12 protein-coding genes are annotated in these 13,985 nt (G+C 37.9%); 2 read left to right on the forward strand and 10 right to left on the reverse strand.

The annotated features are described in order from the left end of the window. Positions 1-65 precede the first annotated feature (65 nt). From ytxJ to U8D43_RS11390, 3 genes are all read right to left on the reverse strand, one after another. Positions 66-395, reverse strand: coding sequence for a bacillithiol system redox-active protein YtxJ (ytxJ, locus tag U8D43_RS11380; protein ID WP_335871299.1), 330 nt, complete (start codon positions 393-395; stop codon positions 66-68). A gap of 259 nt (positions 396-654) precedes the next feature. Beyond that, complete coding sequence (locus tag U8D43_RS11385) at positions 655-1,215, reverse strand: YtxH domain-containing protein (RefSeq protein WP_335871300.1); 561 nt, start codon at positions 1,213-1,215, stop codon at positions 655-657. A 167-nt stretch (positions 1,216-1,382) separates the two neighbouring features. Further along, a complete protein-coding gene (locus U8D43_RS11390) occupies positions 1,383-1,880 on the reverse strand; it encodes a DUF948 domain-containing protein (RefSeq protein ID WP_335871301.1) in 498 nt (165 codons plus the stop codon). Between the two features lie 498 nt (positions 1,881-2,378). On the opposite strand from U8D43_RS11390, the gene U8D43_RS11395 reads away from it, so the two are divergent. Then, positions 2,379-3,494, forward strand: a complete 1,116-nt coding sequence (locus U8D43_RS11395; RefSeq protein ID WP_335871302.1) for an aminopeptidase — start codon at positions 2,379-2,381, stop codon at positions 3,492-3,494. Positions 3,495-3,960: 466 nt separating this feature from the next. Here U8D43_RS11395 and U8D43_RS11400 read toward each other — a convergent pair whose 3' ends face one another. Further along, positions 3,961-4,515 (reverse strand): CBO0543 family protein, encoded by a 555-nt coding sequence (locus U8D43_RS11400; RefSeq protein WP_335871303.1) that lies wholly within the window; start codon positions 4,513-4,515, stop codon positions 3,961-3,963. A 482-nt stretch (positions 4,516-4,997) separates the two neighbouring features. On the opposite strand from U8D43_RS11400, the gene U8D43_RS11405 reads away from it, so the two are divergent. Continuing rightward, a protein-coding gene (locus U8D43_RS11405) for an IS630 family transposase (protein WP_335871304.1) occupies positions 4,998-6,060 on the forward strand; the annotation gives its coding sequence in 2 pieces (ribosomal slippage) (positions 4,998-5,506 and positions 5,505-6,060; 1,065 coding nt in all). A 157-nt stretch (positions 6,061-6,217) separates the two neighbouring features. Here U8D43_RS11405 and murC read toward each other — a convergent pair. The 6 genes from murC to U8D43_RS11435 form a co-directional block, all read right to left on the reverse strand. After that, entirely contained in the window at positions 6,218-7,534 is a 1,317-nt protein-coding gene (murC, locus tag U8D43_RS11410) for a UDP-N-acetylmuramate--L-alanine ligase (protein WP_335871305.1), read from the reverse strand. A gap of 186 nt (positions 7,535-7,720) precedes the next feature. Further along, entirely contained in the window at positions 7,721-8,821 is a 1,101-nt protein-coding gene (locus U8D43_RS11415) for a nicotinate phosphoribosyltransferase (RefSeq protein ID WP_335871306.1), read from the reverse strand. A 36-nt stretch (positions 8,822-8,857) separates the two neighbouring features. Continuing rightward, positions 8,858-11,239 (reverse strand): DNA translocase FtsK, encoded by a 2,382-nt coding sequence (locus U8D43_RS11420; RefSeq protein WP_442893597.1) that lies wholly within the window; start codon positions 11,237-11,239, stop codon positions 8,858-8,860. Between the two features lie 221 nt (positions 11,240-11,460). Then, positions 11,461-12,255 (reverse strand): DUF1444 domain-containing protein, encoded by a 795-nt coding sequence (locus U8D43_RS11425; RefSeq protein ID WP_335871369.1) that lies wholly within the window; start codon positions 12,253-12,255, stop codon positions 11,461-11,463. 343 nt (positions 12,256-12,598) lie between these two features. After that, complete coding sequence (locus U8D43_RS11430; RefSeq protein WP_335871307.1) at positions 12,599-12,910, reverse strand: thioredoxin family protein; 312 nt, start codon at positions 12,908-12,910, stop codon at positions 12,599-12,601. Beyond that, a complete protein-coding gene (locus U8D43_RS11435; protein WP_335871308.1) occupies positions 12,911-13,936 on the reverse strand; it encodes a PTS sugar transporter subunit IIC in 1,026 nt (341 codons plus the stop codon). Between the last annotated feature and the right edge of the window lie 49 nt (positions 13,937-13,985).

The following is a 13,985-nucleotide window of genomic DNA, read 5'->3' on the forward strand; positions in this document are numbered from 1 at the left end:
AGCAATATTCCTGCTCTGGAGTTTTTTGTATAGATTTAGAATCATTCTCATTTATACATTGATTATTATCTACTTGATAAAGTCTCAGTTGTAATACTGTAATGAGATGCATCCCAAACGGGTTTTCCTCCAACAAATAACAACGCTTGTGGCGACTCATGTCGGACACCAAACTTCTCCGCAATATAATTTGAAAGCTTTCGCGAATCTTGTACAGCCAGAAAATACGTTTGATCGTCAGAATTAGTAGCAAATGATTGATATTGGTTAAATGCACTTCCACTAATCGGACATGTTAAGCTATGTTTCATAAAGAAGAACCGGGATTCATTTTTTAATATCTCTTCGAATTCTTCAATAGTATGTACCTTTTTCACACCTACACATCCCTTCATTTTTTTCATCCTACCCTTTTCAAGCTATGATAGCTAGTATGTTGCTTAACAAAAGGCTGTTTTCTCAAAAATTGTGGCTTTTCGAGTTAGCCCTCAATTCATGATGAAGAATGACTTCGGGCATCTTTTCGCATCATTATTAACCCGAAATGAGGAAAGAAAAGAATGTTTCCATCCTTCTTTGTATGCTACAGCAACAAAGTATGCGAAAAGAGCCTAAAAAAAAAGCGATGAAGAAATTTCATCGCTTTCACTCTGTTTAGACGTTTGTCTCAGAACCGTCGTACTGATTAACCGCCTTTTTTTCATCATCTACACTAATTTCTTCAAGATTACTTGTTGTACTCACTTCTATATCATGGGTAGATTCTTGTGAAAGTGTATCTTCATCCAAACCTACAGGTTCTGCAAGCTCCGATGAAGCTATTTCAGCCTCTGCCTCTTCTGATATTTCATCCTTACTACGCATATTCTTCACTTTATCTACAATACCTGAATCTTGTACGGACTTTTTAATAACCGCAGTTCGGTCTTTCGCAGCCTCTGCAAAATTATTCCCTTTTTCAACAGCCGTGTCCTTCCATTCAGTTGTTTTTACTTTAAGATTTGTTGCTTGTGTGTTAACATCATTTCTTAAATCTTTTCCTGCCTTTGGAGCTAAAAACAGGGCCGTTGCAGCTCCAATTACGGTTCCGATAAGGGCTCCAACCATAAAGTCTTTTGAATTCGTACTCGATGAAGTAGTAGAATCAAGATTTTCTGGTGCTTGAATAAGACCTCCATTTGGATTTGGAAGTTGCTTTTGGTTTTGTTCTGACATAAATATTCATCTCCCTTTCATAATTGATTATGGCTCTATTCGTATACATTGTGGCTATCTCACTGTTGATTTCCATCAAAAACAGACGAAGTGATGCCGGAAACAAAGCTATATCATTGATGATAAACGGACTCGAAAAGCCACAAAATTTGCGAAAACAGCCTTGATTATTGATCTGAACGTTGAAATATTTTCCCACGACGTGTTACTTCGTTCTTCTCATCAGCAACGGATGAAGCTTCATCTCGATTCTGCGACTTCTTCAATTGCCATTTTTCACGAAGTTCCATTGCAACATTACCCCATTGAACAACTTGAGAAATTTTTTCGCGATTATTTTCCATTTGGCGAGAAACGCTTTTAGTAACTTTACGTACAGAAGAATTAAATTCTTGGATAGACCTACCAACGTCCTTAACCGCATAGACAACTGTATTTAAATCTTCAGACTTTTTCTGAACATCTTCAGCTAGCAAGTTTGTCTTATGTAATAAGTCTGTGGACTCTGTCGTTATTCCCTTCATCTGTCCTTCTAGTCCATCCAAAGTGCTCGACACACTTTTTAACGTCTCTTGAAGGGATGTTAGGGTTTTGGCTAAATACACTACTAAAATGAAAAAAGCTACTGCAATTACTGCTACACTTAAATAAAGTATGATTTCCATATTCCCACCTCCTACTTATCAATACACTACCCGTTAATTGTAACATTAAAACCTATTTCTCTTTTGTATCTTAAAATTCCTGCTTGAACCTATTGATAATATATTACAGTTTGATAACAAGACATTTTCAATGAACTCTTTCCTTTTTCTTTCTCCTTCTCTTTTGAATAGGCGTTTATCGTATACATTGTCTTTATTTCAACTGATTTTTGATTAAATCCTCCATTTCACTGTTGATTTCCATCAAAATAGGCGAAACGGAGCCCGAAACAAAGCTTTATAATGGATGATAAACTAATACCATAAGCACAAACATCGCGAAAACAGCTTTTGAATACGTATCTCTTTCTGTCAGTATAGGGTAAAATAAAATGAGACATCCATTCTGGGTCTCTTTCCCTTCCCTATATATGGATAGTATAAAAATCGGTTTTTCAAGGGGATTCGAGCCAGTAAGCTCAAGAACAACGTATTACTAGTTTCAAGGAGGGTACATACATGAAAGATTCAAGAATTAGCTTGTTAGCAAAGAACCTTATCCATTATTCCGTTCAATTACAACCAGGTGAAAAGGTACTAATTGAAAATTTCGGGCTTCAAAAGGAGCTGGTCACAGCGTTAGTAAAAGAAGCGTATGAAGCTGGTGGTCAACCAGTCGTCTCCATAAAAGACCAATCCATCGATCGCGCACTATTATTAGGTGCAACGAGTGATCATTATTCACTATTGGCTCAATTCGAAGCCAATGTCATGAAAGAAATGGATGCTTATATTGGAATACGATCAGGTGAAAACATTAATGAACATGCAGATGTCCCCGGAGATAAAATGAAGATTCACGGGGAAACGATTATGAAACAAGTTCACCGTGATATCCGTGTCCCAAACACAAAATGGGTAGTCCTTCGGTACCCAAATGCCTCTATGGCCCAATTAGCCAAAATGAGCACTGAGGCATTTGAAGATTTTTACTTCGAAGTTTGCAATCTTAATTACGAAAAAATGGGCGAAGCAATGGAGGGATTGGTTCAGTTAATGGACAAAACCGACAAGGTAAGAATTACAGGCCCTGGTACAGATTTAAGTTTTTCTATAAAAGACATTCCAGCTGTTAAATGTGCTGGGCGACTCAACATTCCGGATGGTGAAGTCTATACAGCTCCAGTAAAACATTCAGTGAATGGAACTGTTTCCTATAATTCTCCCTCTCCTTATCAGGGTTTTACATTCGAAAATGTAAAATTAACCTTTGTTGATGGAAGAATCATTGAGGCAACAGCCAATGATACTGAACGAATCAATAAAATTTTTGATACAGATGACGGTTCACGTTATATCGGAGAGTTTGCAATAGGTGTTAATCCTTTTATTTCACACCCGATGCAAGATATTTTGTTTGACGAAAAAATCGATGGGAGCTTTCACTTCACACCAGGTCAATGCTATGATCAAGCTTATAATGGGAATTCATCTAATATACACTGGGATTTAGTCTGCATTCAACGTCCTGATTATGGTGGAGGAGAAATATATTTTGATGATGTCTTAATTAGAAAAGACGGGGTGTTTGTACATCCCGAACTTACAGCGTTAAACCCTGAAAATCTAAAGTAAGTTCACCAACTCTACCATTGACATGAAGGGTAGTCCTCGGTTTCAATACCTTATGGTTTACCTCAAATTAGATCACTTATTACGCCAGATGTATATTCTAAAAAATTAAGCTGGATGTAGTAAAATTAACTCCATTCATATTAGAGTAAGAGTCACTAAAGTGCTCTGGAGACTATAGAAATATCCACTTTTCAGCAAAAGTAGAATTCGGATACTTAAAAGAGCTTGGAATAAATTCCAAGCTCTTTTTACCCTTTTAATATTCCGTACCCTCCAATAACTTTTCAACAAGGCTGTTTTCACAAAATTTGTGGCTTTTCGTATCAGTTTATCATCTATGATATAGCTTTGTTCCAGGTATCATTTCGTCTATTTATAAATGAAATCAACAGGGAAATGGAAGATTTAATCAAAATTTGATGAAATGACCTCAATGTATACGAAAAGGTCCTTCAACAAAATAGCATTAGGTAATTTTTTCGAAATTCCCTCGTCTACTTACTCGATGAGCAATTACATAAATAAGAAAATAAAAAGGAAAACTGAAATAATGTTCCCAATGTAAGGGTTTATAGACTTTCAGTTGGACAAATATAGGTTCGAATAAAAAGGCACTTATGCACGCAAAAATAATTGCTTTTATATATGGATTCGCATTCGGCTTGTATTGGATTAAAAACATAACCATAACAGGAAAAGAGCTGAAATCCCATGGCATGAAAAAGGAGTGTATATAGGGTAAAGGGGTATAAGCATACATCCATAACCCGAAAGCGACACCGACCGAATCAAGAACAGAGGTTAGGACATAGACAAATAAACCAGCTAGTAATAAACGATTCGTACATTCTTTCCTTCTAAAGATCAACCAAAAAAACCAAGGTAATATCAGCAACGCAACATTAAGCCACCAACGCCAGGTAAGAACCATTTCTTTTTTCCAAATTTCTATGTACCCATCATTCAATGCTTTTATGGATATATGTAAATTGCTAATCTCTTCGATTACACCATCTACCATTTTGTCATCATCACATTTCCATTAATTTGATTCTCTAATATTATCTACAAATATTTAATAATTATTTCGGTATCTTGTTAAAATTGCCTTATGATTCAACGTAAGAAAATGTACTATATTTTATAAAGGCTATTTTCGCAACGATTGTGGCTTTTCGAATAGGAATAAAATCCAATAGATTGTAATAGATCTAGAATCATCCTGTATAATAGGGAGTAACATTTAGCTTCTTCGCTATTTAGTATTTAGTTCAAACAACTATGTAGGTTTCAGAACTCAATCAATTATTCTTGTAACAGGTGGTGAATGCTGAGCGAGCAATTGAACTCATTCCCTTGTCCGGTTTGGTTTTTCGCTTGTTTTAATCATTATGTAGAATCCTGACATTAAGCTAAAATGGTAGCATCAATTGAACCCTAGAAAATTGTCTTGTCAACACTAAATAGCGAAGAGCCAACATTTATTGAATGGGGACCGGACATATGAGCAAACGTGTAGGCGTACATCCAAGTGAAAAAGATCAAGCAGTTCAAGAAATAAAAGCAGCCATCAAAGGAAACAAAGATCTACGAATGCTCGAGCGCTATCAAACGATTTTGATGGTTCTACGTGGGGAATCCTATCCAAACATAGCGGAAGTAGTTGGACGAAGGATTTCCACACTCTACAATTATAGTAAGGCGTATCGTGAGGGTGGACTGGATGGACTCCAAAGAGATCTTCCCACAGGTCGAAATCGGAAACTCACTCCCGATCAGGAGGAAAAAGTTTATCAAACGATTGTGAACCAAACGCCCGTTGATGTAGGTTTTCCAGTGGAAAGGAATTGGACGGCTCCAATCATAAACAATTGGATCAAGCAGGAATTTAACATTTCCTACTCAAATCGTGGCGTGCGGGCATTGCTCTACCGTCTCAATCTGAGCTTCACCAAACCAACGTATACACTGGCTAAAGCTGATCCTGTCAAACAAGAAGCGTTCAAAGAAGAGTTTAAACAGCTTAAAAAAACTCCTAGATGGGGAAATAGACCGCATCTTATTTGAGGATGAATCCATGATTCGAGACTATCAAGCTTTATCACGAACATGGTTTGCCAAGGGTCAACAAAAGATCATTCCGACCTACGGAAAACATTGGGGTGCAAAGTTAATTGGTACGTTGGATTACGAGACAGGAGAGGTATTCTGTATTCAGGAAGATCGCTATACGGCCAAGGAATTCCTGTCCTTTCTCGAAAAAGTGATTGATAAATATAATGGAGAAAAGATTGTCATGATTTTAGATAACGCGAGAATTCATCATGCAAAACTTATCCAACCGTTTTTGGAACAACATAAGAACCTTCTTACTTTGGTCTACCTTCCGCCCTATAGCCCAAACCTTAATATGATTGAAGAACTTTGGGGTTGGTTAAAATCATCTGTCATCAACAATGTATTCTTTGATCCTGTTCAAAAAATACGTAAAGCTGTTCAAGGGTTTGTTCGTCACATCCATAAAACGCCTGAAGTCACTATGAATCGGCTGTGCATGCAATTCTAAATGTTTTTTACCGAATATATACCTTCGTTTTTTAAATAATACACACATAAACTTATATACAAAAGAGAATGAAATCTTAAAGATTTCATCCTCTTAATGTGTCTTAATTCCGTTATTTTCATTTTTTATTGAGAGCTTTGAGCAAGTCCCCTGCCATTTACTTTGTCTTAGTTGTCTCTTCATACAAGTCTTCATAAGCCTTTTGGAACTTTTGAACATCTCCAGCTCCCATAAAGATTAAGACGCTTTCCTCATGTTCTAGCAATGCTGACATATCTGATTCAACAATAATTTCTGCCCCGTCAATTTTAGACAACAGATCATTAATTGAAAGTTTCCCATGGTTTTCTCTTGCTGAGCCAAAAATTTCACATAGATACACTTTATCTGCTTGACTAAGACTAAGGGCAAAGTCAGTTAAAAATGTTTGAGTACGTGTAAAAGTATGCGGTTGAAAAATAATTACTATTTCCTTATCAGCATACTTTTGTCTTGCTGAATCAATCGTTGCATGAATTTCTGTAGGATGATGAGCATAATCATCAATTACAATCTGGTGGTCTAGTTTTTTTTCTGTAAATCGACGTTTCACACCTTCAAAACTTTTTAACCGTTCCTGGACTGCCTCGGCGTCAATATTTTCATAATGACAAAGGGCAATCACACTAAGAGCATTCAAAATATTGTGATTGCCATAGGTAGGAATGGTAAATGTCGCATACGTGTTGTTTCGAACGAATACATCAAATGTTGTTCCATTCTCATTCGTAGAAACGTTTCTGGCTTGGAAGTCATTCTCTTCATTAAAGCCATAAAACAATACAGGAACCTTTGCTTGTATTTTCTGAAGATGTTCGTCATCTCCACAAGCAATTATGCCTTTTTTAACTTGCAAAGCCATCTCTTGGAACGCAGAAAAAACATCATCCACATTTGCAAAGTAATCAGGATGATCAAAATCAATATTGGTCATAATTGCGTAATCGGGGAAATAAGACAAAAAGTGACGGCGATATTCGCACGCCTCAAAACCGAAATACTGGGCATCCATTACGCCCTTACCCGTTCCATCTCCAATTAAGTAAGATGTAGGCTTAATACCAGATATCACGTGAGCCAACAACCCAGTAGTAGACGTCTTGCCGTGAGCACCTGTCACCGCAACACTCGTGAAATTATTCATAAATTCGCCTAAGAAATTATGATATCTAAATACAGGTAGGTTCAGTTCAATAGCCCGTTGTATTTCTTCATGAGTGTCAGGAAACGCATTACCTGCAATCACTGTCATTCCCTCTTGAATATTGTCTATTTGGAACGGCAAAATCTTAATGCCTGAATCCTCTAAAGACTTTTGGGTGAAAAAATATTTATCAACATCCGATCCTTGGACATGATAATTCATGTCGTGAAGAATCTGGGCTAATGCACTCATACCAGAACCCTTTATTCCTACAAAATGGTATACAGTCATAAATTGAACCTCCAACAATCGTCTGTCTGTGAGCATTATATGAATGCAAAGGAAAATTGGTTTTTTAAAACAGACAATCTGCTTCATATTTCATCATTATATCATTTTTTAGTGAGGCTGACTATGATATCAACCAGGTGCTCTTTATAGCCTTTACCTTAATGAGAATGAGTTAAACCTTCTAGGTCACATTTCTACTTTTACTAAACGAGAATTAGGCCGATACTTCCTCCCCGCTTTTGCTTGGTCTTTGCCATTGATTAAGACATTGTCACCAGTAAAACCTATCCCAATTTTCAACAGGCTACCGCCAACACCGTATACATCTACAGGAACACCACTTTTTTCAAATTCGGTAATTCGCTTCTCATGAAAACCACCTGAAACTACGATTTGAACATGATGAAACCCTTCATTATCTAATGCTTTTCTTAATGCGAAAATGAGCTCCGCATTCACTCCACGAGGATCGAATGTACCAAGTAAATGTTGGTTTCGTAAAAAGTATTTATCAATCAATGTTCGCGAAGTGTCTACTCTTACGCCCATAAGTTCGTCTCCGAAAACTCTCGCAACTTTCAATGAATCTGTTATTACATCATTATTATAATCGACCAGAGCAACTAAATCATCTTGCGGAAAGGTATCACGATACGCCTCCGTTGCAGCCACAATATCACCATCAAATAATTGAATGAGAGCATGAGGCATTGTTCCCATCCCCTGTTTGCCCCACCACTCATTCATCGCATGAGTGGCTTGAGCTGTTGAACCACCGATAAAAGAAGCATAACCATCTCCTGCTTGCTGAGTGAAGTGATCATCACGGTCCCCCATAAAGATTACAGGCTTTTGTTTACCAGAAAGCCCCGCAGCCTTGGTAACATTATAAACATTTGTAGCAACTGATGTACGTCGAGCAAGAATACCGTCAATCATACCTTCAAGGTAGCCAAAATCTTGGTACAATCCTTTAACCGTTAAGACCGTCTCAAAGGGAGAGATTTTATCTCCATCTTTTAAGGAGTGAATTTCCAAATCGCTTGGATTATCAGCAAACGTATGTAAGAGGGCGATTACTTCATCCGTCCCACATAATACAGCGTTCTCTTTTTGAAAAAACTGCATGGTGACAATACTATTTGATTTGTGTTTTTTAGCAATTTCTCTTGTTTTCAAGAAATAGACGGCAGAAAACCAACCTTCCTTCACTCGTTCATCAAATTTAAATGTTTGATTCGTAAGGCGATTGATTTGGCCTTTTAACTTTAATTCAATCTCTTTCATTCTCAAAGCTCTCCTTATATTCCTACTCAAAATTCATTAATGATGTTGTTCTAGATCTTCTTCTGAAATCAAAATATCTCTCGGCTTACTTCCACGGGTCTCAGATATGATTCCTTGGTCTTCCATCATGTCAACGAGACGGGCAGCACGATTATAACCAATTCGGAAACGGCGCTGAAGAAGGGAAGCAGAAGCACCACCTTGATTCACAACAAACTCACATGCTTCATAAAACAACTCATCCTCATCCTCTTGTATACTTGCTTTTTTTAACAATTCATCCTGATGGAATAAGTAATTCGGTTTCTGTTGAGCACGTACGTGTTTCACTATCACATCAATTTCTTCATCGGAAACAAACGTACCTTGTAGGCGAACGGATTTAGATGATCCATTTTCTAAAAAGAGCATATCGCCTTTTCCTAATAATTTTTCTGCGCCACCTATATCAATAATGGTCCGTGAATCTACTTGAGAAGACACTGAAAAGGCCACTCTTGTTGGAACATTTGCTTTTATTAACCCTGTGATCACATCAACTGAGGGACGTTGAGTAGCGACGAGAAGATGAATTCCACACGCCCGAGCTTTTTGAGCAATACGACAAATGGACTCTTCTACTTCTCCCGGTGACATCATCATTAAGTCGGCTAATTCATCAATGATGATGACGATATAGGGCAACTTCGTGCTCGTTTTTTCATTTTTTTCGGCCAAATCATTAAATCGGCCAATATCTCGAACTCCTGTATGAGCAAAGAGCTCATATCGTCTCTCCATTTCTTCGACAGCCCATTTTAATGCTGCTGTCGCCGCCTTCACATCGGTAATTACAGGGCTCACTAGGTGAGGGATATGATTGTATGGCGCAAGTTCTACCATTTTCGGATCAATCAATAACAGCTTCACTTCATCTGGTCTTGCTTTATATAAAAGACTTACGATTATCGAATTTATACAGACACTTTTTCCAGACCCTGTCGCACCCGCGATAAGACCGTGTGGCATTTTGTTTAAATCCGTTACCACAGGTTTCCCAGAAATATCCAGCCCCAACACAGTTGTGAGAGGGGATTTTGTTTGTTGAAATGCGGGACTTTCAATAATCTCGCGAATGAATACAGCGCGACTTTTTTCGTTAGGTATTTCTATCCCAATTGTATGTTTCCCTGGAATAGGTGCTTCTAACCGAATGTCTCTTGCCGCCAAGCTTAATTTAAGATCGTCACTTAGATTAGTGATTTTATTCACTTTCACCCCAGGCTCTGGCTGTACTTCAAAACGAGTGACAGAAGGTCCTTGTGTCACATTTACAACTTGTGCCTTTACGTTAAAATTGATCAACGTATGATTCAATAAATCACTTTGATGCTGTAGCCATTTTTCATCCTCTTCTCCCTTTTGAGGAGGGCTAAGCATTGTAAGGTCCGGAAAATGATAAATATCATGAGATGCCTCTGTTGTCACAACTTGAGGGATCGGTGGTGATGACACAATCTCTTGCTCTTGAACATTCTCCTCTTGCTTAGCTGTATCGACTTCCACTGAATTGTGCTGGCTGACCGCTCGTTTAGAGGCTAAACGCTCTCGATCTTGGTTTAGCATTAACACATTGAACGGGACACGTCTTCTTTTTTCTTTTCTTTCAGGTTTTTTAGTCGTCTCCTCCTTTAGATTTGACAGTGACTCTTCATTACGATGACTTGAATCTTTTTCTATAACGTCTGTCTCATTGATCGATTGGGGTTCGGAAAAACCTTCTTTCGCCGCAATTGTCTCGTTTGCTGACTGAACGTCCATTTCTTTCTCATCAATCAACTCTGGATTTTCTTCTTGACGTGCCGAAATATCACTTCCAATCCGACTTTCCATAATATTGTCAGGAGAAGGATCAACAGAAGCTTCCTTCACATCAGACGAATCGATTTCAGTTGCCGGGAGTATGGATTCATCCTTTGATTCATAATCGAGGTCCTGAGAAAAACCCAATGAAATCTCTTCATTTTCCGATTGAGGGTTAAGTGGGCTACTCGTTTCCAATTCATAGTACACTTCTTCCGCTTCCACTATAGGGCGATCTTTAAATCCATAAATGGGGCTCGGAATGGTAGTTGGTGTAAATGCTCGTTTAAATGCAGCAGGTTTTTCCGCTATTTTAGCCTGAACAGGTTTCTGTTTTTCTGTCGACCCCTCGGATTTTTTTGGTTTTATTTGAGACTTAGTTCCACTGTTATCCCTAATTCTTCTTTCCAAGTCTGGAATGACTGGAAAACGAAATTCTCCTTTAGGATAATGAAAGGCCATTTTGGTCTCCATGTTATCATTGCTTCGATTATTTTCTACTTTTGGATTATTTGCATGCCGCTGTTTCTCATTATTAAATGAAGTCTCATCTTCTGTTGTCGAGCCTTGAAACATTTTTTTGATCCAATTCAACTTGATCACTCTTTCTTTTATAATCCCTTCCATTGTAACAGTTTACGAGAAAATTTCGAGAAAAAATGATAGATTACATGAAATCTCTTTTACATCCAACAAAATAACCAGTTCTAGTGTAAAGAAGCAGTGAAGATATCACCTCTGCTTTTCTACACTAGAACTGGAAATTAGAAAACCATTCAATCAGTATATCGAATGTCTTATTTTTTTTTATTTTTCCCCAAAATAAATATCGGCTCTAGCTCTCCGTCATCATATACGAAGGAAAGTGCTGTTATCGGAACAGGACCACTAGAAAAAAAGCTCATTGTCATTTGCGCCAGCACATCATATCCTGTCTCGTTTCTCATATCTCCTATAATGAGTACATCTTGATGAGGAACAGAAACTGTCATTTCACCTTCAATGTCCTCGCTCACTTTCCGTAGAAATGCATCATTTAAAATTCTGCTTGCATCATAACCATCTTTCGCATGTAAAAAATAAAATATATTTCCTGCTACTTCATCTTTTTTTACCGGTGTGCTCAAGGAACGCACATTAAATTGTGCCACTTCCCTTACTTTTTCTTCAGTCCAGCTTTCTTTTGCTAGCCATTTTTGATCGATCAAACGATAAGAAGATCCTAAATCTAATGCATAATAAATTCTCGTTTCAGCAGTATGATCATCGTTTACTAATGGATGTCCTTCCGAAGAATTTTTAGGGAACGAAGTGGATCTGATGACTGGGAAAATATTTTTTTCTTTTTCGTTTAAAGTCACGTCTTTGCCCATCACTTCTAATGCTTCATTCACATAATATACCATTTCTTCTACCGCTTTTTCTTTTTTCTCATTATATCTACCCACAACTCCCGGTAACGAAATCGTGATTCCCTTTTTGGTTTCTTTGTTCTCAATTCGTAATGTGTCTTTCTCACGATCGTATGAAATCAACCGATCTGCATTTGATAATTTTTCTATCAATAGATTTTTCATTTTTTGCGTATCCATTTTATCGCCTCCAATTAACGTGATTGCCTGTTTCTTATTGTACAGCAAGAATCGCACAAGGCTCACACCAAAACTTCCTACTTGTTTAAAAAGGGAAATCCTGAAGTCATAAAGATGACTCATACATGGATTTCCCTTTAAAATGATCTATTTCATTGGCTGTATTCGCAAAGATTGTGGCTTTTCGAATAAAAATGAATCCTTTGACTTGTATGACTCGTGCTCTTTTCCTAATGAAAAATACTCCATTCCAGATGAAGAGTTAGAAATCAATCGAAAAATCCTTATTGCCTGTTTTTTCTTTGTGCCCATAGCAACAAAGTTTACGAAAAAAGCCATATCATTAGAGATTTTGTAAAAAAGTCACAATTTCTTCTTTTGTTTTTCTATCTTTGCTGACGAACCTACCTCGCTCTTGGTCATCATGATAAGCAAGAAAGCTAGGAATGCCGAAAATATCTAACTCAATACATAAGTCGATAAATTCATCACGATCTACATAGACGAAAGTATATTCTTGAAAGTCTTGCTCAATCTCAGGCAAAATAGGTTCTATGATCCGACAATCTGGGCACCAATCTGCCGAAAACAAAAAAACGTGTTGTCCAGATTTTTTCATCGAATTGAATTCTTCAATAGATGCTAATTTCTTCATTTATTTTCCTCCTGTATCTATTTTCATTTGGCCAAGTTTAATCCAGCCCATTTTTCTCATGAACTCTGATATTATCAAGGCAATCAACGCAGGTCCAGCAATATGCAATAAAGCGACCTGCGTCATGATCTCCGGCGTGAATCCCATCGTTTTAAACGTCATGATTTGTCCAACGAAACCACTAGTCCCCATACCAGCGCCTTCTTTGATATTTTCCATTTGCCAAACGGCGGTACCAATTGGAGCAATAATCATTCCTGCAAAGGTAGGCGGAATAAGAATTAGTGGATTCCTAACAATATTTGGAACTTGCAACATTGAGGTTCCTATCCCTTGTGCAAGCAATCCCCCAAATTTGTTTTCACGGTAACTAATTACCGCAAATCCTACCATTTGAGCAGCACAGCCTATCGTCGCTGCTCCCGCTGCAATTCCGTCTAGACCTAACATTAAAGCAATCGCCACACTCGAAATAGGAGCCGTCAATGCAAGGCCCATTAAGCCCGCAACTAATATTCCCATCGTAATGGGACGCTGTTCTGTCGCCCATTCAATCCAACTACCGAACAGTGTCATAAAATCAGCGATCCACGGACCAATAAATGACGCGGCAGTAAAACCTACCAATATGGTCACAAAGGGGGTTAAGATGATATCGACTTTTGTCGTTTTACTCACTAGCTTCCCTATTTCTGTAGACAATACGGCTGCGATATAAGCTCCGGAGGGCCCTCCAAGCGTTGCACCGGCCGCTCCTGTCACTACTGCAGCAAACATCACTAAAGGCGGTGCACCAAGCCCGTATGCGATTGCTGCCCCAATGGCGGGTCCCATTAGACTCATCGCTAAAGTACCCATTTCTGTAAAGAAGGGACTAAAGAAAAAATTTGTTTCCACACCAATGGTCTTAATGATTAATCCAATAATTAAAGATGAAAAGAGTCCGAGCGCCATATAACTTAATGCATCAATAAAATAAGTTTTAAAAGAGAAATGAATCCCTTTTTTCTCTAGGTAATGTTTCATTATATCCTCCTAATTCAATAGCAGTCTTTACTAGTGTAAAGACAACACA

It is taken from the genome of Bacillus sp. 2205SS5-2 (genome assembly GCF_037024155.1).
GTDB lineage: Bacteria > Bacillota > Bacilli > Bacillales > Bacillaceae_K > Bacillus_CI.

Coding starts and splice junctions, on each gene's coding strand:
- ytxJ (WP_335871299.1), bottom strand. CDS start 395: ATGAAGGGATGTGTAGGTGTGAAAAAGGTACATACTATTGAAGAATTC.
- U8D43_RS11385 (WP_335871300.1), bottom strand. CDS start 1,215: ATGTCAGAACAAAACCAAAAGCAACTTCCAAATCCAAATGGAGGTCTT.
- U8D43_RS11390 (WP_335871301.1), bottom strand. CDS start 1,880: ATGGAAATCATACTTTATTTAAGTGTAGCAGTAATTGCAGTAGCTTTT.
- U8D43_RS11395 (WP_335871302.1), top strand. CDS start 2,379: ATGAAAGATTCAAGAATTAGCTTGTTAGCAAAGAACCTTATCCATTAT.
- U8D43_RS11400 (WP_335871303.1), bottom strand. CDS start 4,515: ATGGTAGATGGTGTAATCGAAGAGATTAGCAATTTACATATATCCATA.
- murC (WP_335871305.1), bottom strand. CDS start 7,534: ATGACTGTATACCATTTTGTAGGAATAAAGGGTTCTGGTATGAGTGCA.
- U8D43_RS11415 (WP_335871306.1), bottom strand. CDS start 8,821: ATGAAAGAGATTGAATTAAAGTTAAAAGGCCAAATCAATCGCCTTACG.
- U8D43_RS11420 (WP_442893597.1), bottom strand. CDS start 11,239: ATGTTTCAAGGCTCGACAACAGAAGATGAGACTTCATTTAATAATGAG.
- U8D43_RS11425 (WP_335871369.1), bottom strand. CDS start 12,255: ATGGATACGCAAAAAATGAAAAATCTATTGATAGAAAAATTATCAAAT.
- U8D43_RS11430 (WP_335871307.1), bottom strand. CDS start 12,910: ATGAAGAAATTAGCATCTATTGAAGAATTCAATTCGATGAAAAAATCT.
- U8D43_RS11435 (WP_335871308.1), bottom strand. CDS start 13,936: ATGAAACATTACCTAGAGAAAAAAGGGATTCATTTCTCTTTTAAAACT.